17 protein-coding genes are annotated in these 17,350 nt (G+C 69.2%); 7 read left to right on the forward strand and 10 right to left on the reverse strand.

The features are described from left to right. Positions 1 to 27 precede the first annotated feature (27 nt). Positions 28 to 657, forward strand: coding sequence for a metal-dependent transcriptional regulator (locus ABD716_RS15620; RefSeq protein WP_344778568.1), 630 nt, complete (start codon positions 28 to 30; stop codon positions 655 to 657). A gap of 125 nt (positions 658 to 782) precedes the next feature. Here the strand turns inward: ABD716_RS15620 and ABD716_RS15625 are convergent, their stop codons facing one another. Both ABD716_RS15625 and ABD716_RS15630 read right to left on the reverse strand, forming a co-directional pair. After that, a complete protein-coding gene (locus tag ABD716_RS15625) occupies positions 783 to 2,048 on the reverse strand; it encodes an Nramp family divalent metal transporter (RefSeq protein ID WP_344778570.1) in 1,266 nt (421 codons plus the stop codon). Between the two features lie 79 nt (positions 2,049 to 2,127). Then, entirely contained in the window at positions 2,128 to 4,023 is a 1,896-nt protein-coding gene (locus ABD716_RS15630) for an ABC transporter ATP-binding protein (protein WP_344778572.1), read from the reverse strand. A gap of 165 nt (positions 4,024 to 4,188) precedes the next feature. On the opposite strand from ABD716_RS15630, the gene ABD716_RS15635 reads away from it, so the two are divergent. From ABD716_RS15635 to ABD716_RS15655, 5 genes are read left to right on the forward strand one after another with little or no spacing between them, the layout of a single operon-like run. Continuing rightward, on the forward strand, positions 4,189 to 5,466 hold the full coding sequence (locus ABD716_RS15635; RefSeq protein ID WP_344778574.1) for an ABC transporter substrate-binding protein: 1,278 nt from the start codon (positions 4,189 to 4,191) through the stop codon (positions 5,464 to 5,466). Positions 5,467 to 5,472: 6 nt separating this feature from the next. Then, positions 5,473 to 6,501 (forward strand): carbohydrate ABC transporter permease, encoded by a 1,029-nt coding sequence (locus ABD716_RS15640; RefSeq protein ID WP_344778576.1) that lies wholly within the window; start codon positions 5,473 to 5,475, stop codon positions 6,499 to 6,501. A 17-nt stretch (positions 6,502 to 6,518) separates the two neighbouring features. Further along, positions 6,519 to 7,412, forward strand: coding sequence for a carbohydrate ABC transporter permease (locus ABD716_RS15645; RefSeq protein WP_344778622.1), 894 nt, complete (start codon positions 6,519 to 6,521; stop codon positions 7,410 to 7,412). Between the two features lie 2 nt (positions 7,413 to 7,414). Beyond that, positions 7,415 to 7,687 (forward strand): hypothetical protein, encoded by a 273-nt coding sequence (locus ABD716_RS15650; RefSeq protein ID WP_344778578.1) that lies wholly within the window; start codon positions 7,415 to 7,417, stop codon positions 7,685 to 7,687. Further along, positions 7,656 to 8,678 (forward strand): LacI family DNA-binding transcriptional regulator, encoded by a 1,023-nt coding sequence (locus ABD716_RS15655; RefSeq protein ID WP_344778580.1) that lies wholly within the window; start codon positions 7,656 to 7,658, stop codon positions 8,676 to 8,678. Before ABD716_RS15650 ends, ABD716_RS15655 begins: the two co-directional genes overlap by 32 nt. A 78-nt stretch (positions 8,679 to 8,756) precedes the next feature. Here the strand turns inward: ABD716_RS15655 and ABD716_RS15660 are convergent, their stop codons facing one another. From ABD716_RS15660 to ABD716_RS15695, 8 genes are all read right to left on the reverse strand, one after another. Then, positions 8,757 to 10,001: an MFS transporter gene (locus ABD716_RS15660; protein WP_344778582.1), complete on the reverse strand. Its 1,245-nt coding sequence runs from the start codon at positions 9,999 to 10,001 to the stop codon at positions 8,757 to 8,759. Further along, a complete protein-coding gene (locus ABD716_RS15665) occupies positions 10,002 to 10,472 on the reverse strand; it encodes a MarR family winged helix-turn-helix transcriptional regulator (protein WP_344778584.1) in 471 nt (156 codons plus the stop codon). Positions 10,473 to 10,571: 99 nt separating this feature from the next. Then, a complete protein-coding gene (gene rplL / locus ABD716_RS15670; protein WP_344778586.1) occupies positions 10,572 to 10,964 on the reverse strand; it encodes a 50S ribosomal protein L7/L12 in 393 nt (130 codons plus the stop codon). Between the two features lie 109 nt (positions 10,965 to 11,073). After that, on the reverse strand, positions 11,074 to 11,589 hold the full coding sequence (rplJ, locus tag ABD716_RS15675; RefSeq protein ID WP_344778588.1) for a 50S ribosomal protein L10: 516 nt from the start codon (positions 11,587 to 11,589) through the stop codon (positions 11,074 to 11,076). A gap of 291 nt (positions 11,590 to 11,880) precedes the next feature. Continuing rightward, on the reverse strand, positions 11,881 to 12,738 hold the full coding sequence (locus ABD716_RS15680; protein ID WP_344778590.1) for an NAD-dependent epimerase/dehydratase family protein: 858 nt from the start codon (positions 12,736 to 12,738) through the stop codon (positions 11,881 to 11,883). Positions 12,739 to 12,822: 84 nt separating this feature from the next. Then, positions 12,823 to 14,355 carry a sensor histidine kinase gene (locus ABD716_RS15685; RefSeq protein ID WP_344778592.1) on the reverse strand — a complete coding sequence of 511 codons (1,533 nt, stop codon included), beginning with the start codon at positions 14,353 to 14,355 and terminating at the stop codon, positions 12,823 to 12,825. 52 nt (positions 14,356 to 14,407) lie between these two features. Then, positions 14,408 to 15,157: a response regulator transcription factor gene (locus tag ABD716_RS15690; protein ID WP_344778594.1), complete on the reverse strand. Its 750-nt coding sequence runs from the start codon at positions 15,155 to 15,157 to the stop codon at positions 14,408 to 14,410. 62 nt (positions 15,158 to 15,219) lie between these two features. After that, positions 15,220 to 16,179: an L-lactate dehydrogenase gene (locus ABD716_RS15695; RefSeq protein WP_344778596.1), complete on the reverse strand. Its 960-nt coding sequence runs from the start codon at positions 16,177 to 16,179 to the stop codon at positions 15,220 to 15,222. Between the two features lie 114 nt (positions 16,180 to 16,293). Here ABD716_RS15695 and ABD716_RS15700 point away from each other — a divergent pair, with 114 nt between their 5' ends. Continuing rightward, the gene (locus tag ABD716_RS15700; protein ID WP_344778598.1) at positions 16,294 to 17,301 is read left to right on the forward strand and encodes an MBL fold metallo-hydrolase; all 1,008 of its coding nucleotides are present in this window, start codon (positions 16,294 to 16,296) and stop codon (positions 17,299 to 17,301) included. Positions 17,302 to 17,350: the final 49 nt, after the last annotated feature.

Below are 17,350 nucleotides of genomic sequence, written 5' to 3' on the forward strand. Positions count from 1 at the left end.
CGCGGGCGCCGTTCGTAAACTTGCCGCATGCCCCTGTCCGAGCTGTCGAGCACCGTGCAGGACTACCTGAAGGTGATCTGGAGCGCCACGGAGTGGGCGCCGGGCCCCGTCACGGTGACCCGGCTCGCCGAGCGCATGGGGGTGCGCAAGGCGACCGTCAGCGACGCGGTGCGCCGCCTGGTCGACGCCGGGCTGCTCGCTCACGAGCCGTACGGCGGGGTCGAGCTCACCGAGCTCGGCCGCGGGCACGCGCTCGGCATGGTGCGCAGGCACCGCCTCATCGAGACCTTCCTGGTCGACATGCTCGGCTACGGGTGGGACGAGGTGCACGACGAGGCCGAGAACCTCGAGCACGCCGTCTCCGACACGCTGGTGGACCGCATCGACGCCCTCCTCGGCCACCCGACACGCGACCCCCATGGCGACCCCATCCCCACGCGCGACGGCCTGCCGCATCTGCCCGATGCGATCCTGCTGGCGGATGCCCCGGCCGGCGTCCCTCTCACGGTGGAGCGCATCTCCGACTCCGATCCGGCGCTGCTGCGCGCGCTCGCCTCGCGCGGCATCCGCCCGGGCACGGTGCTCATCAAGCCGGCCGACTTCACGGCCGAGGAAGCCGCCGCGATCTGGGTATCCGCAGCTCCGGCGGTCGAGTAGGTCGGATTCCGTTGGTCGAGTAGGTCGCTCTGCGACCGCACCCCGTTGGTCGAGTAGGTCGCTCTGCGACCGCACCCCGTTGGTCGAGTAGGTCGCTCTGCGACCGTATCGAGACCAGCCTCTCCTCAGCGAACGACCACGAGCACGATCAGCACCACGTTCAGCAGCACGATCGCCCCCGCGACCACCCCGGCGATGACGCGTGTGGCCGGGGCATCCGCCTCCTCCCCCATCACGGCGCGCGACCCGGTCAGCCTGATCAGCGGAATGATCGCGAAGGGAATGCCGACCGACAGCACGACCTGGCTGACGACGAGCGCCCAGGTCGGGTCGACGCCGAGGGCCAGCACGACGAGTGCCGGCACGAGGGTGACGGCGCGCCGCGCGAGCAGCGGAATGCGCACGCGCAGCAGGGCGCCCATCACGACCGCGCCCGCGTAGGACCCGACCGACGACGACGCGAACCCTGAGGCGAGCAGGCCGATGGCGAAGACGACGCCGACCGCCGCGCCCAGCGCGTGGGTGATCGCGGCGTATGCGCCCGGGATGGTGTCGGTTCCGGCCACGCCGCGCAGGGCGTTCGCGGCGAGCACGAGCATCGCGATGTTCACGATGCCGGCGATGGCGAGCGCCGAGACGACGTCGACCCGGTTGGCGGCCAGCAGAGCGCGGCGGTGCTTCTGCGACTTGTCGGTGCGGTGGCGGTCTCGCGACAGCGAGGAGTGCAGGTAGACGGCATGCGGCATGACGGTCGCGCCCAGCATCGACGCGGCGAGCACGACCGTGTCGCTGCCCTGGAAACGCGGGATCAGCCCGCGGGCGAAGCCGCCCCAGTCCATGGGGGCGATGACGGCGCCGGCGACGAAGCCGACCGCGATGACCGCGAGCAGCGCCATGATGGCGAACTCGAAGCGACGCTGGCCGCGGTTCTGCAGGGCGAGCAGACCGATCGACGCGGCGCCGACGATCACCCCGCCGACGACGAGCGGCAGCCCGAACAGCAGCTGCAGCGCGATCGCCCCGCCGAGGATCTCGGCGAGATCGGTCGCCGCCGAGACCACCTCCGCCTGCGCCCAGAACGCGAGCCGTGCCGGCCGGTTCAGCCGGTCGGCGAGCAGCTCTGGCAGGTTCTTGCCGGTGACGATGCCGAGCTTCGCCGAGAGGTACTGCACGAGCATCGCCGCGGCGTTCGCGAGCACGAGCACCCACAGCAGCAGGAAGCCGTAGCGCGCACCGGCCGTGAGGTTCGCGGCGACGTTGCCGGGGTCGACGTAGGCGATCGAGGCGACGAACGCGGGGCCGAGCAGCGCGAGGCGGCGCCACCAGCCGCGGCGCGCAGCGCGCGCAGGGCGAGCGGATGCCTCGTCCGCGGCATCCGTGCCGATCACCATGCGTGCCCCCTCACAAAAGTTAGACGAGTCTAACTCTTGCGCGGGTCGACTCGGCGAAGCCGGATCGAGGCCCCCGCCCTCACACCGCCTGCACCTGCTGCGTGTACAGCCGCGCGTAGACGCCGCCCTGCGCCAGCAGCTCCGGGTGCGTCCCGCTCTCGACGACGCGGCCGCCGTCGATCACGAAGATCACGTCGACCCCGACGATCGTCGAGAGCCGGTGGGCGATCGCGATCGTCGTGCGCCCGCTGGTCGCCGAGTCCAGCGCCTGCTGCACCACGCGCTCCGACACCGAGTCGAGCGCGCTCGTCGCCTCGTCGAGGATGAGCACCTCGGGATCCTTCAGCAGCACCCGCGCGATCGCGATGCGCTGCTTCTCGCCGCCCGAGAGGCGGTAGCCGCGCTCGCCCACGAGCGTGCCGTACCCGTCGGGGAACGACACGATCGTGTCGTGGATGTTCGCCGCCCGGCACGCCGCTTCGAGCTCGGCGTCCGTCGCCCCCGGACGGGCGTAGCGCAGGTTCTCGGCGATCGAGGCGTGAAACAGATAGGTCTCCTGGCTCACGACGCCGATGTGCGACACGAGCGATTCGCCGCGCAGCTCGCGCACGTCGCGTCCGCCGAACCGCACGATTCCGGCGGATGCCTCGTAGAAGCGCGGAATCAGATACGAGACCGTCGTCTTCCCCGCTCCCGACGGCCCGACGAACGCCGCGAACCGCCCCGGCTCGATGCGGAACGACACGTCGTCGAGCGTCGCCCGCTCCCCCTCGCGCGCGTCCGGGTAGCGGAAGGTCACGTGCTCGAACTCGACCCCGATGGGGCGCCGCGGCGGCCGCTCGCCGTCGGCGCACTCCTCTTCCGCCGCCGTCACGCTCGAGGCATCCGCTCGATCGGCGATCGCCGGCTTCAGGTCGAGGTACTCGAAGATCCGCGCGAACAGCGCCGCCGAGGTCTGCAGATCGAGCGCGACGCGCAGCAGTCCGAGCAGCGGGAACAGCAGCCGCGCCTGCACGGTCGTGAACGCGACGATGGTTCCGGCCGTGACACCCGGCGCGCCGCCCGCGAGCAGCCAGCCCGCGACGAGATAGACGATCGCCGGAATCGACGACAGGAACACCTGCACCATCGCGAAGAACCACTGCCCGCTCATCGCCTGGCGGACCTGCAGGCCGATCTGCGTCTCGTTCTCGTCGGTGTAGCGCGCGATCTCGCTCTTCTGCCGGTTGAACGACTTCGCGAGCAGGATGCCGGAGACCGACAGCGTCTCCTGCGTGATGGCGGTCAGCTCGGAAAGGCTCTCCTGCGTCGCCCCCGCGATGCGGGCACGCACCTGGCCGACCCGCCGCTGGGCGATGACGAGGAAGGGCATCAGCACGACGGCGACGAGTGTGAGCTGCCAATTCAGCAACACCATCGCGACGAAGGCGGCGATCACCTGCACCGTGTTCCCGAGCACGCTCGAGACGGTGTTCGTGAGAACGCTCGCGACCCCGCCGACGTCGTTCTGGAGCCGCGATTGGATGACCCCTGTCTTCGTCCGGGTGAAGAAGCTCAGCTCCATCGCCTGCAGGTGCGCGAACAGCCGCACGCGCAGCGCGCCCATGACACGGTTGCCGACGGTGGCCGTGAGCCACGTCTGCCACACGCCGATGAGCCCGGAGGCGACGAACAGCACCACCATGGCGACGACGAGCGTCACGAGCACCGGCACGTCGACGCGGCCGGATGCCGGGAAGAGGCCGTCGTCGAACACCCGCTGGGTGAGCAGCGGCGGCACCACGCTCAGTGCGGCCGAGACGAGCACCAGCACGGCGGTGAGCACGAGGCGGCCGCGGTACGGCGCGAACAGCTCGCCGATCCGGCGCAGCAGGTGCTCGACCCGGGGTGCCTCGGCATTCAATCGCCGCTGCGTCTCGAAGTCGGCGGCGCCGATCCGGCCGCCGCGGCCGCGGCCGACACCTGTCCCGCTCACCACTAGAGGCTATGTGCCCGACGACCCGGTCGCGTAGCCCGCGCCACGGCCGCGCCACGGCCCAGGCGCGCATGCAAGCGCTTGCAGCCCTATCGCACTTCGGTTAGCTTTCCTTATCAGCCCCCTTGGCGGGGGCCATGCATCACAAGCTCAATGAGGAGTGTCATGAAGGCATCACGTCGACCCCTGCTCGTCGCAGGGTTCGCAGTCATCGCAGCGACAGCGCTGACGCTGTCCGGCTGCTCGGGCAACGGCGGAAGCAGCAGCAGCTCCGGCGGCAACGACCGCGGCCCGATCACCTACGTGCAGGGCAAGGACAACAACAACCTGATCCGCCCGATCATCGCCGAGTGGAACTCGGCTCACCCGAAAGAGAAGGTCACCTTCAAGGAGCAGTCCGACCAGGCCGACCAGCAGCACGACGATCTCGTGCAGCACTTCCAGGCGAAGGACTCCGGGTACGACGTCGTGGCCGTCGACGTGATCTGGACGGCGGAGTTCGCCGCGAAGGGCTGGCTTCAGCCGCTGAAGGGCGACTACAAGCTCGACACCTCGAAGATGCTGCCGGCGACCGTGAAGGCGGGCACCTACGGCGGCACGCTCTACACCGCCCCGTGGGTCACCGACGGCGGCCTGCTCTACTACCGCACCGATCTCGTCAAGACCCCGCCGACCACGTGGGACGAGATGATGAAGGACTGCTCGATCGCGAAGGCGCACAACATCGGCTGCTACGCCGGCCAGTACGCCGACTACGAGGGCCTCACGGTGAACGTCGCAGAGGCGATCAACTCGGCGGGCGGCACGATCGTCGGCGACGACGGCAAGACGCCGACGCTCGACACCCCCGAGGCCAAGAAGGGCCTGCAGACGCTGGTCGACGCCTTCAAGGACGGGAACATCCCGCAGGAGGCGCTGACCTACCAGGAGGAGGAGGGCCGGCAGGCCTTCGAGGCTGGCAAGCTGCTGTTCCACCGCAACTGGCCGTACATCTACTCGCTCGCGTCGACCGACGGCAGCTCGAAGGTCAAGGGCAAGTTCGCCGTCGCGCCGCTGCCCGGCATCGACGGCGCCGGCGCGTCGAGCCTCGGCGGGCACAACATCGCGGTGAGCGCCTACTCGAAGCACAAGGCGACGGCGGTCGACTTCATCAAGTTCATGGAGACCGAGAAGATCCAGCGCGAGGCCGTCACCAAGGCATCCAACGCCCCGGCTCTCGCGTCGCTCTACAGCGACCCGGCCCTGAACAAGCAGCTGCCCTACCTGAGCACGCTGAAGAAGTCGCTCGACACCGCCGTGCCGCGCCCGGTCAGCCCCTTCTACCCTGCGATCACGAAGGCCATCGAAGACGACTCCTTCGCCGCGCTGAAGGGCACGGACTCGGTCGACCAGGCGCTGAGCAACATGCAGAAGGCCATCAAGACCGCGGGCTCGGGCAGCTAGGCGCCCATGTCCGCCACCGTCTCGGGGGCGACGCGCGGTTCGAGCGCGTCGCCCCGCGGCCCGAGGCAGGAGCGCGGCGGCCTGCAGCGCGCCCAGCGCGTGCGCAGCCGCAACGCCCTGCTTCTCATCCTTCCGACGCTGGTGCTCCTCGCGGTCGTGATCGGCTACCCGATCGTGAGCGCGATCATCACCTCGTTCCAGAAGGACGCGGGGCTCGACCCCGCAACCGGATTCTTCGTCCAGGGCGGCTTCGCAGGGTTCAGCAACTTCACCCATTGGCTGCTGCAGCGCTGCCCCACGGGTGACGGCGGCACGACCGCGTGCCCGTCGGGGAACCTCGGCGCGCAGTTCTGGTCGGCGACGTTCACGACCTTCTTCTTCACCGTCACCACGGTGGTGCTCGAGACCGTGATCGGGTTCTGGATGGCGATCATCATGAACCGCGCCTTCGCCGGCCGCTCGCTCGTGCGCACCGCGATCCTCGTGCCGTGGGCGATCCCGACGGCGGTCACCGCGAAGCTCTGGTACTTCATCTTCTCCGTGGCGGGCATCGTGAACGCGATCTTCGCCACGAAGATCCTGTGGACGAGCGACGACTGGCCATCGCGCATCGCGATCATCATCATCGACGTCTGGAAGACCACGCCGTTCATGGCGCTGCTGATCCTCGCGGGCCTGCAGCTCATCCCCGGTGAGATCTACGAGGCCGCGCGGGTCGACGGTGCCTCCACCTGGAAGACGTTCTGGACCGTCACCCTGCCGCTCGTGCGCCCCGCGCTGCTCGTCGCCGTGCTGTTCCGCATCCTCGATGCGCTGCGCATGTACGACCTGCCGGCGATCTTCGGCGGCGGCAATGCGACCGCGACCTGGTCGGTGCTGGTGGTGGAGCAGATGAGGCAGGGGCCCAATGCGGCATCCGCCCTTTCGACGATCGTGTTCGTGTTCATCTTCGTGATCGCGTTCGTCTTCGTGCGGTTCCTCGGCGCCAACGTCGTGCAGACGACGCAGGCCCAGCAGAAGGGGGAGCTCAAGTGACCACCACAGCGACTCGAATCGGCGCAGGCGCCCGCAGCGACGCCGAGCAGCGCGTCGACGTCAATCGCGCGGCGGCGTCGCGGCGCCGCTGGGCGAGTGCGCGCACCTGGGTCCAGGCGGCGATCATCGTCATCTGGTGCCTCTTGCCGTTCTACTGGATGGTGGTCACGTCGTTCCGCGACGTCGGCTACACCTTCGACACGGCGTTCTGGCCCACGCACGTCACGCTCGACAACTATGTGACCGCGCTGTCGACGCACTGGGGCAACCACCTCGGCCGGGCGCTCCTGAACAGCCTGATCATCGGCGTCTCGGTCACGGTCGTCTCGCTCGTGATCGGCGTCTTCGCGTCCTATGCGCTCGCGCGCGTCGAGTTCCGCTTCAAGGGCATCGTGCTCGGCGTGATCATGGGCGCCTCGATGTTCCCCGGAGTGGCGCTGCTGACTCCGCTCTTCCAGCTGTTCACCAACATCGGCTGGATGGGCACGTACCAGGCGCTGATCATCCCGGAGATCTCGTTCGCGCTGCCGCTGACCGTCTACACGCTCACCTCCTTCTTGAGGGAGATGCCGTGGGATCTGGAGGAGGCGGCGCGCATTGACGGCTGCACCTCGGCGCAGGCGTTCCGCAAGGTGATCCTGCCGCTGGCGGCGCCCGCCGTCTTCACGACGGCTATCCTCGCCTTCATCGCCTCCTGGAACGAGTTCCTCATCTCGAGCCAGCTGTCGAGCGACGCCACCCAGCCGGTCACGGTCGCGATCGCGTCCTTCACCGGCAGCCTGCCCCACCAGGTGCCGTACACCGCGATCATGGCGGCGGGCACCATCGTCACGGTCCCCCTCGTCGTGCTGGTCCTCATCCTCCAGCGCCGTATCGTCGCGGGCCTCACCGCCGGTGGCGTGAAGGGCTGACCATGCTGAATTGGAAACCGATCGAGTTGGTCGACATCGCGCTGGGGATCTTCGGGTTCTTCGCCGTCGCGTTCCTCGTGATCACCGGGGTCAGCGAGCTCGCCGGAGCGCCTGCGCTCGGCTGGGCACTGGCCCTGCTCGGGTTCGTCGTGGTCGTCGCGCTCCTGATCGCGCTGAGGCGGCGCATGCTCGCCGCCGAGGCCCGGGGCGGCGCGCCGGTGTCGACCGCCTGGGGTGGCTCGCTTGACGAGTATCGACGACGTCGCCAGGGCTAGCGGGGTCTCCACCGCCACGGTCTCGCGCGCGCTGAGGGGGCTGCCCAACGTCTCCCCCGCGACGCGCGAGACCGTGCTGGCCACCGCCGAGCAGCTCGGCTACGTCGTCTCCTCAAGCGCGTCGGGGCTCGCGACGGGTCGCACGCTCGCCATGGGCGTCGTCGTGCCGAACGTCAGCCGATGGTTCTACGCGACGGTACTCGAGGGCATCGACGCCGCACTGCGACGAGTCGGCTACGACACGATCCTGTTCAACCTGGGCCTCAAGGGCGAGGACCGCGAGCGGGTCTTCCACCGCTCGATTCTGCGCAAGCGCACCGACGCGGTGATCGCGCTCTGCCTCGACTTCACGCCCGCCGAACGCGAGCAGCTCGCCTCACTCGGCCACCCCACGATCGTCGTCGGCGGCCCCGTCCCGGGTCTTCGACACCTCGGGGTGGACGAGCTCGCCGTGGCCCGCGCGGCGACCGCTCATCTGATCGCCCTCGGCCACCGGCAGATCGGCCACCTCGCCGGCATCCCGGAGCCGGGCCTCAACAAGCGCGTGCCGCAGCGGCGCCGGCGCGGCTACGAGCTGGCGCTCTCTTCGGCAGGGCTGTCCGCCCGGCCGGAGTGGATCGAGCCGAGCGACTTCCAGATCTCGGGGGCGCGCGAGGCGGCCCTGCGGCTGCTGCGGCGCGAGCCGCGGCCGACCGCGCTTTTCGCCGCCTCCGACGAGATGGCGATTGGCGCGATACTCGCCGCCCGCGAGCTCGGCCTCGACGTCCCGCGCGAGCTCTCCGTCATCGGAATCGACAACCACGCGCTCGCCGAGACCTTCGGCCTCACGACGATCGCTCAGGACGCCTTCGGGCAGGGGCGCCTCGCCGCCGAGCTCATGCTCGAGGAGCTGGCCGGGGCACCGCCTCGGGTGGGGCAGCTGCACGTGCCGGCAACGCTCATCGAGCGGGCGACGACCGCCCCGCCCGCGTCCCGCGCTCAGGTCGAGTAGGTCGCTCAGCGACCGTATCCGCCGGGCCGAGTAGCGCGCAGCGCGTCTCGGGGCCAGACCCTCCTTGCGAGAGCGCCCCTAGTCCGCGTCGCCGACGCCGATCGCCTCGGCGACCTCCTCGCGGTGCTCCTCCGTGCCGTCTGCGCGCCCCAGCCACCGGCGGCCGATGACCACGATGAGCGTCGCGACGACGAGAACGATGACGCCGTACCAGAACGGCGCGGCCGTCGTGCCGAAGTGCCCGGCCAGCGTCGAGGCGAGCGGCGGCGCAATGGCGCCACCGACGAAGCGCACACCCGAGTACGCGCTCGAGGCGACCGGCCGCGGCAGGTCGGTGGCTTCCATCGAGCACTCGGTGAGGACCGTGTTCAGGATGCCGAGGAAGAGACCGCCGATGATCACGAGGATCACAAGGGCCACGACGCTCGTGTGCAGCAGCGCCGCGAGCAGCAGCACCACGGCGAGCAGCGGGATGACGATGACCAGCACCGTCGTCCGACGCATCCGCGCCGTCAGCATCGGCGCCACGAACACCGAGGTCACCGCAACGGCGACGCCCCAGCCGAAGAAGATGTAGCCGAGCTGCATGGCGCTCGCGACGCCGATGGCCTGCAGCGCGAACGGCGTCCAGGCCAGCAGCACGAAGAAGCCCATGTTGTAGAACAGCGCGGTCGCGGCCATGATCGCGAGCGCCGGCCGACCCAGGCCCTTGAACGGCGCGGACAGCGGCGTCGGGGTCGGCTTCACCTGCGGCCCGCGCAGCATGGTGACGATCGCGATGAACCCGATGGCCATCAGGGCGGCTGTTCCGAAGAACGGTCCACGCCACGAGATCTCGCCGAGCAGGCCGCCCACGAGCGGGCCGACGGCGAGACCGAGGCCGAGCGCCGCCTCGTAGAGGATGATCGCGTTCGCCGCTCCGCCCGCGGCCGCGCCGACGATCGAAGCGAGCGCCGTCGAGATGAACAGCGCGTTCCCGAGGCCCCAGCCGGCCCGCAGCCCGATGATCTGCCCGACCGTCCCGCTCGCGCCGGCGAGGGCGGCGAACACGACGATGAGCGCGAGGCCGATGAGCAGCGTGCGCTTGGCGCCGATGCGGCTCGACAGCCAGCTTGTGAAGAACATCATCACGCCCGTGATCAGCAGGTACGTGGTGAACAGCATCTCGGTCTGCGTGGCGGTCGCGTGCGTCGCCTCGGCGATCGCAGGCAGGATCGGGTCGACGAGCCCGATGCCCATGAACGACACCACGCAGGCGAAGGCGATCGCCCACACGGCGAGCGGCTGTTTGAGGATCGATCCGGATGCCTGTTCGTGCGCCATCTAGGACGCCACCTCCTGGGGTTCGGCGGGCTCGAGGCCCGCGATGTGCGTGTCAAGCAGGGTGACGGTGCGCCGCAGGGCGTCGAGGTCGCCCTCGCTGATGTCGGCGAAGTACGGCAGCAGCACGGATGCCAGCCCGGCGCGCCATTCGGCGAGGGCCGTCACTCCGGCCGCGCTGATGTCGATCTTCGACGCCCGGGCATCGTCGGCATCGGCGACCCGCTCGACCCAGCCGCGCTCGACGAGCCCTGCGACGAGCTTCGTCATGGTGGGCTGCGCCACCTGGCTGGCATCGGCGAGCGCGCCGACGCGCAGCGGGCCGCGCCGCTGCAGCACGCCGAGCGTGCGCCAGCTGGCGAGAGAGTCGACCGACCCGTTCTCGCGGGCGATGCGGCGGATCGCCTGCACCAAGCGGGAGTTCACCTGCACGAGCTCACTCAGGGCGTCACGCAGGGCATCGGCATCCGTCACGGCATCAAGTTTACATAGCTTCACTATCTAATACAACATGCGAAAGGGGCGCCGCATCGTGGTGCGACGCCCCTTGCAGACCGGCAGAGCCGGCGGGACTTACTTGAGGGTGACGGAAGCGCCGACCTCTTCGAGAGCGGCCTTCGCCTTGTCAGCGGTCTCCTTGTTGGCGCCCTCGAGGACGGCCTTCGGAGCGCCGTCGACGACGGCCTTCGCCTCACCCAGGCCGAGCGAGGTGAGCTCGCGGACGACCTTGATGACCTGGATCTTCTTGTCGCCAGCGGCCTCGAGGATGACGTCGAAGGAGTCCTTCTCCTCAGCCTCTTCAGCAGCAGCACCGGCACCGCCGGCGGCACCAGCAGCGGCGACCGCGACCGGAGCCGCGGCGGTGACCTCGAAGGTCTCCTCGAATGCCTTGACGAAGTCGTTCAGCTCGATGAGCGTGAGCTCCTTGAACGCGTCAAGCAGTTCCTCGGTGGAAAGCTTTGCCATTGTTTCTTCTCCTTGTTGAATGTGTACTCACCGCTGTCGTGGCACCTGTCGCCCGCTGGCCGAGTAGCACGCGAAGCGCGCGTATCGAGACCCTCGAGCGTCAGGGAACTTACGCAGCGGACTCCTGCTTCTCACGCAGCGCGTCGACGGTGCGAACAGCCTTCGACAGCGGTGCGTTGAACAGATAGGCGGCTCCGAACAGCGAGGCCTTGAAGGCGCCTGCCAGCTTGGCCAGCAGAACCTCACGGCTCTCGAGGTCGGCGAGCTTGCCAACCTCTTCCGCGGTCAGCGGCTTGCCATCGAAATAGCCGCCCTTGACCACGAGGAGAGGGTTTGCCTTGGCAAAGTCGCGCAGACCCTTCGCAACGGCGACGGGGTCACCGTGAACGAACGCGATCGCAGACGGGCCGGCGAGCTCGTCGTCGAACGCCGTGATACCGGCGTTGTTCGCTGCGATCTTGGACAGCGTGTTCTTCACCACGGCGTACGACGCGTCAGCGCTGATGGAGCGGCGCAGTTCGCGCAGCTTCGCAACAGACAGACCGCGGTACTCGGTCAGCAGAACGGCGGTCGAGCTCTGGAACAACTCCGTGAGCTCGGCAACCGCGGCTTCCTTGTTCGCCATGGCCACTCCTTATGAACGATTCACCCGAGACGGATGCCTCGAGCCGCCGCAGCCCGCAAGGAGAAGTACAAAGAAAAAAGCTCCGGCGCAGGGCACGGAGCTTGGCGATCGATCGATCTTCAAAATCGTGAACCTGCGCGGGTCGCCTCTTTCGAGGACCTTGGTCCGGCATTCCCTTACGGGCACGCCGGAAACCTGCGGTCTTTGGCTTTCGACAATCGTAACACAGCTCCGCCGGTCGACTCGGCGCAGCACCCTCCGCTGGTCGACTCGGCGCAGCCGAATGGAGACCTACACGTGCTCCCGCCAGGAATGCTTCGGCTCGTACCCCAGCAGCCGCCGTGCCTTCTCGATCGACAGCAACGTGTCGTTCACGCCGAGCTCTCCTCGCACCTCGACGCCCGGGAACACCTCGGCCACGAGCTCGGCGTTCGGCCGGGTCATCACGGTGTCGGGCGAGGCGATCACGAAGCGCTCGAACCCCGGAGTCGAGTACTCGAGCGCCTTGAGCACGGCCTGGGCGCCGTCGCGTGCGTCGATGTATCCCCACAGGTTCCACTTCCGCAAGGAAGCATCCGCGTCGAACGACGGGAACTCGGCGTAATCCTCGACGTTCATCACGTTCGAGAACCGCAGGGCCACGATCTTGAGGTCGGGGTACCAGCGGGCGAGCTGCTCGGCCTGCTTCTCCTCGAGCAGCTTGTTCAGCGAATAGACGGACTCGGGCAGCTCGACCTCTTCGTCGAGGGGGATGTACGGCGGCGGGGTGATGAAGGGCAGGCCCAGGATCGTCTCGCTGGACGCGAAGACGATGTTGCGGATGCCGAGCCGGGTGGCGGCATGGAACACGTTGAACGTGACGAGAGCGTTGTTGTGGAACGTCTCGGCGTCGCTCACGATGCCCGGCGCAGGAATGGCCGCGAGGTTCACGACGGCGTCATAATCCGTCGCGCCTTGGGGGTACGCGCCGTCGCGCACCCCGGAGAGCGCCGAGACGACGGCGCCGTAGTCGGTGAGGTCGACCCGCAGGAATCCGGGCCCGCGCTGCCCTGCGAGGTCGAGATTGGTGACCTCGTGACCCGCGTCGCGCAGGTAGGAGAGGACATTCGCGCCGAGCTTTCCGGACCCACCGGTCAGGGCGATCTTCATTGACTGCTCCGTCTCATCGAATCGATACGACCGCCCTCAGCCTATCGACCGCCGGCCGACGCGGCGCAGCCGAATGGAGGCCCCTCATTCCCCCGCGAGCGGCAGCCGCACCGTGAACACGGTCCGCCCCGGTTCGCTCTCGACGGCGATCGAGCCGCCCTGGGCATCCACGACAGCCTTCACGATCGCGAGTCCGAGCCCGGTCGAGCCGGTGTTGCGCGAACGCGAGCTGTCTCCGCGCGCGAAGCGCTCGAACAGCACGGGCTGCAGCTCGGGCTGGATCCCCGGCCCGTCGTCGGCGACGCTGACCTCGGCGAAGCCGTCGTGGGCTCGCATGCCGAGCGTCACGGTCGTGCCGGCCGGCGTGTGCACGCGCGCGTTGGTGAGCAGGTTCGCGAACACCTGATGCAGCCGGGTCCGATCCCCGACGATCTCGACGGGCTCCCCCGGCACGTCCAGCGACCAGTGGTGGTCGGGCCCCGCCGCGTGCGCGTCGGAGAGCAGGTCGATGAGCAGCATCGAAAGGTCGACGGGGTCGCGATCGAGCTCGCGGCCCTCGTCGAGCCGCGCCAGCAGCAGCAGATCCTCGACCATCGTCGTCATGCGCGTCGCCTCGGACTCGATCCGGCCGATCGAGTGCTGCACATCGGGCGGGATCACCTCGCCCGAGCGCCGCGTGAGCTCCGAGTAGCCGCGGATCGAGGCGAGCGGCGTGCGCAGCTCGTGCGAGGCATCTGAGATGAACTGCCTCACCTTGCGCTCGCTCGCTTCGCGCGCAGAGAGAGCGGATGCCACGTGCCCCAGCATCGCGTTGAAGGCGCTGCCCACACGGCCGACCTCGGTGCGCGGGTCCGTGTCCTCATCCGCCACCCGCACGCGCAGAGCGACTTCGCCCCGGTCGAGCGGAAGAGTCGACACGGTGGTCGCCGCGTGGGCGACCCTGTCGAGGGGGCGCAACGACAGCCGCACGATCAGCAGGCCGATCCCGGCTGCGAAGAGCGACGCCGCGATCGTGGCGAAGAGCATGGTGAGGGTGAGGTGCTCGGTGGTGGCCTGCGCTTCGGCGAGCGGCAGGCCGATCACCAGGTTCTGGCCGTCCGGCAGATCCTCCGCAGCGACGCGGTATTCACCGAGGTTGCCGCCCAGGTCGACCGAGGTCGGAGTCCCGTCCTTCGGAAGCGAGAGCATCTTGCTGACGAAGTCTGCGTCCGCGACGGCCTTGTGCGCACCGCCCTCCGACCCGGTTGGTTGGTAGTAGCTGCTCGTGACGTGGCTGCCCTGCAGCAGAGCGGCGAAGGTTCCGCCCGGCTGCCCGGTGTAGGTGACGATCGTGTCGGCGCCGACGCTCTGGCCATGCAGGTAGCTCTGCACCGCGATGGTGATGCCGCGCTCACTCGCATACTGCAGCTGCACGTCGACGCGGTCGATCAGGTAGTTGTGCAGCAGCGTCACGCTCACCGAGCCGATCGCCACGCCCAGCACGGCGACCAGCGCCACCACCGCGGCGACGAGCTTGCGGCGCAGCGTCCATGAGCGGAACGGGTGGCGCAGCCAGCCGGCCGCTCGACGCAGCAGCATGCCCGCGTCGAGGGTCCGGCCGTCCGCCCCGGTGCTCATCGGCACCGAGGCTACCGGCCTGGGTGCCGACTGCGTCATCGTGCGCCCTGGGTCACTCCGCAGCCTTGACCATGTATCCGGCACCGCGCACGGTGTGGATCATCGGCTTGCGGCCCGCGTCGATCTTCTTGCGCAGGTAGGAGATGTAGAGCTCGACGACGCTCGAGGTACCGCCGAAGTCGTACGACCAGACCCGGTCGAGGATCTGCGCCTTGGACAGCACGCGACGCGGGTTGCGCATGAGGTAGCGCAGCAGCTCGAATTCGGTCGCCGTCAGGCTGATCTGCTCGCCCCCGCGAGTCACTTCGTAGCTGTCCTCGTCGAGCACGAGGTCGCCGACCACGATGCGCGGGTCGCTTGTGTCGGCGATGAGGGCGCGGGAGCGGCGCAGCAGACTGCGCAGGCGGGCGACGAGCTCCTCGAGGCTGAACGGCTTGGTGACGTAGTCGTCGCCGCCGGCGGTGAGGCCGGCGATGCGGTCGTCGAGCGAGTCCTTCGCCGTGAGGAAGAGCACCGGCGTCTCACTGCCCGTCTCCCGGATCCGGCGCATGACCTGCAGCCCGTCGAAGTCGGGAAGCATGATGTCGAGCACGACCGCGTCCGGCTTGAAGTCACGTGCGACGGTGACGGCCTGGTGACCGGTCGACGCGCTCTTCACCTCCCAGCCCTCGTAGCGGAGGGCCATCTGCAGCAGGTCGGTCAGCGTGTTCTCGTCGTCGACGACGAGCACTCGGATCGGCGAGCCATCGGCGTGGTGAAGGGGTGCCTGCGCGGTGCGCGAATCGGACAGGTCGATGCTCATTCTGCCGATTATGCGCGCATCCTTTCGAGCGGCCTATGCCGAACTTATGGCTTGCCTGTGAACTACAGCTGGCCGATCTCCTGCAGCACGGCCCTGATCGCGTCCCCGCTGCGGTGGAATGCCTCGTGCTCCGTGCTGTCCATCGGCACGCGCAGCACGCGCTGCACGCCGCCGGCCCCGAGCACGCACGGCACCGACAGTGCGATCCCATCGACGCCCTCGTAGTCGCGCAGCACCGTGCTGACCGGCGTCACCATGTGCTCATCGCGCAGGATCGCCTCGACGAGGCGCACCCCGGCGAGCCCGATGGCGTAGTTCGTCGCGCCCTTGCCCGCGATGATCGAGTAGGCCGAGAGCACGGCCTGGTTCGCCAGCTCGGCCATCTTCGCGTCGTTGAAGATCTTGGCGCCGCTCTCGTCCGCCCAGCCACGGATCGGCGAGCCGCCGATCGTCGCGTTGGACCAGAGCGGGAACGCGCTGTCGCCGTGCTCGCCGAGGATCATCGCGTGCACGTCGCGCGGCGCCACCCCCGCCGTCTCGGCCACGAGCCAGCGCAGTCGTGACGAGTCGAGCGTCGTGCCCGAGCCGATCACCTGCCCGCGCCGCAGCCCGGCGACATCCGCCGCCACCTCGGTGAGCACGTCGACGGGGTTCGTGACGAGCAGATAGACCGCATCCGGCGAGATCTTGACGAGGCGTGGCATGAGGTCGCGGATGATCTCGGCATTGGTGTTCACCAGGTCGAGCCGGCTCTGCCCGGGCTGCTGGGCGGCGCCGGCCGTGATCACGATCACGTCCGACGCGGCGAGGACCCCGAGCTCGCCGCCACCCGTGACTCTGGTGCGATGCGCGAACGGGGTGCCGTGGGCCAGGTCGAGGACCTGCGCCTCGGCGCGCGCCGAATTGATGTCGTAGATCGCGACCTCGTCCGCCGCACCGCGGATGAGGGCCGCATAGGCGAGTGAGGTTCCGACCGCACCCGCGCCGATGATGCCGAGCTTCGTGGTTCGCACGTTGGCCATGACGCCATCATTCCGTTCGGCCGGTCCCGGCGTCTATGGGCCCCGCCCAGCTTCGCCCGCAGCGCGGGCATTAAGCTACTGACTCGGTCAGAGCTGACCGGGGGAAGGCGGAGCATGACGGCTGAGCAGGTTGTCGACACGGCAGAGCAGCACGCGGCGACGCACGGGGGCATCCCCGAGCCGGCCGAGGTGGTGCCCGGGGTCTGGACGCTGCCGACCGAGTTCCCGAGCAAGGGCCAGCCGCTGCTGTACACGCTGAGCTATGTCCTGGCGGATGCCGCGGGCGGAGTCCACCTGATCGACCCGGGCGTCGACACCGATGCGAACTGGCAGCGCCTCGAGAGGCAGCTCTCCATGATCGGCCGCTCGGTCGCCGACATCCGCACCATCGTCGTCACCCACCTGCATTTCGACCACCTCGGCATGGGCGCGCGCGTGCGCGCGGCCTCCGGCGCCGAGGTGGTGCTGCACCGGCTCGAGCAGGCCGCGATCGACGGCGAGTTCGGCGGGGCCGACGCCGAGCGGTTCGACCGCTGGGGTGTGCCGCACGCCCGCCGCGACGAGCTCGCCCGCGTCACCGAGGAGCGCTTCTCGAAGGCGCGCATCACCGCCGACCGCCTCGTCGAGGGCGGCGCGCAGATCGCGCTGGGCGACATCCGGCTCGACGTGATCTGGACGCCCGGCCACACCTACGGCAGCATCTGCCTGCGCGACGCCGAGCGGAAGCTGCTGTTCACCGGCGACCATGTCCTGCCGCTGCTGAACCCTGGGCTGGGGCTCGGCGGCCCGACTCCGAGCAACCCCATCAGCGACTACCTCGACGCGCTCGACCGCGTTGCCGACCTCGATGACCACCAGGTGTGCCCCGGGCACGGCTACCGCTTCTTCGGGCTGCGCGCACGGTGCGAGAAGCTCGCCGCCCATCACGCTCGGCGCACGGCAGAAGTCGCCGGCGTGCTCGACCGGCTCGATCACCCGTCCGTGTGGGAGGTCGCGTCGCAGCTGTACTGGAGTCTCGGGTGGGAGAACCTGTCCCACTACCTGCTCGATTCCGCTCTGGCACAGGTCGAGATGCACATCGACCGGCTCGGCCGCACGGCCGAGACCGAGCGCGCGGCATAGCCCGCCCGGCCCTGCCGCGGGTCGACTCGGCGCAGCCGAATGGGGACCG

This window comes from Gryllotalpicola kribbensis, assembly GCF_039538245.1.
In the GTDB taxonomy this organism is placed as follows: Bacteria; Actinomycetota; Actinomycetes; order Actinomycetales; family Microbacteriaceae; genus Gryllotalpicola; species Gryllotalpicola kribbensis.

What these genes read in the sequence shown, in the direction of transcription:
- ABD716_RS15620 (WP_344778568.1), top strand. Translation starts at nt 28, where the DNA reads ATGCCCCTGTCCGAGCTGTCGAGCACCGTGCAGGACTACCTGAAGGTG.
- ABD716_RS15625 (WP_344778570.1), bottom strand. Translation starts at nt 2,048, where the DNA reads ATGGTGATCGGCACGGATGCCGCGGACGAGGCATCCGCTCGCCCTGCG.
- ABD716_RS15635 (WP_344778574.1), top strand. Translation starts at nt 4,189, where the DNA reads ATGAAGGCATCACGTCGACCCCTGCTCGTCGCAGGGTTCGCAGTCATC.
- ABD716_RS15640 (WP_344778576.1), top strand. Translation starts at nt 5,473, where the DNA reads ATGTCCGCCACCGTCTCGGGGGCGACGCGCGGTTCGAGCGCGTCGCCC.
- ABD716_RS15650 (WP_344778578.1), top strand. Translation starts at nt 7,415, where the DNA reads ATGCTGAATTGGAAACCGATCGAGTTGGTCGACATCGCGCTGGGGATC.
- ABD716_RS15660 (WP_344778582.1), bottom strand. Translation starts at nt 10,001, where the DNA reads ATGGCGCACGAACAGGCATCCGGATCGATCCTCAAACAGCCGCTCGCC.
- rplL (WP_344778586.1), bottom strand. Translation starts at nt 10,964, where the DNA reads ATGGCAAAGCTTTCCACCGAGGAACTGCTTGACGCGTTCAAGGAGCTC.
- rplJ (WP_344778588.1), bottom strand. Translation starts at nt 11,589, where the DNA reads ATGGCGAACAAGGAAGCCGCGGTTGCCGAGCTCACGGAGTTGTTCCAG.
- ABD716_RS15680 (WP_344778590.1), bottom strand. Translation starts at nt 12,738, where the DNA reads ATGAAGATCGCCCTGACCGGTGGGTCCGGAAAGCTCGGCGCGAATGTC.
- ABD716_RS15685 (WP_344778592.1), bottom strand. Translation starts at nt 14,355, where the DNA reads ATGAGCACCGGGGCGGACGGCCGGACCCTCGACGCGGGCATGCTGCTG.
- ABD716_RS15690 (WP_344778594.1), bottom strand. Translation starts at nt 15,157, where the DNA reads ATGAGCATCGACCTGTCCGATTCGCGCACCGCGCAGGCACCCCTTCAC.
- ABD716_RS15695 (WP_344778596.1), bottom strand. Translation starts at nt 16,179, where the DNA reads ATGGCCAACGTGCGAACCACGAAGCTCGGCATCATCGGCGCGGGTGCG.
- ABD716_RS15700 (WP_344778598.1), top strand. Translation starts at nt 16,294, where the DNA reads ATGACGGCTGAGCAGGTTGTCGACACGGCAGAGCAGCACGCGGCGACG.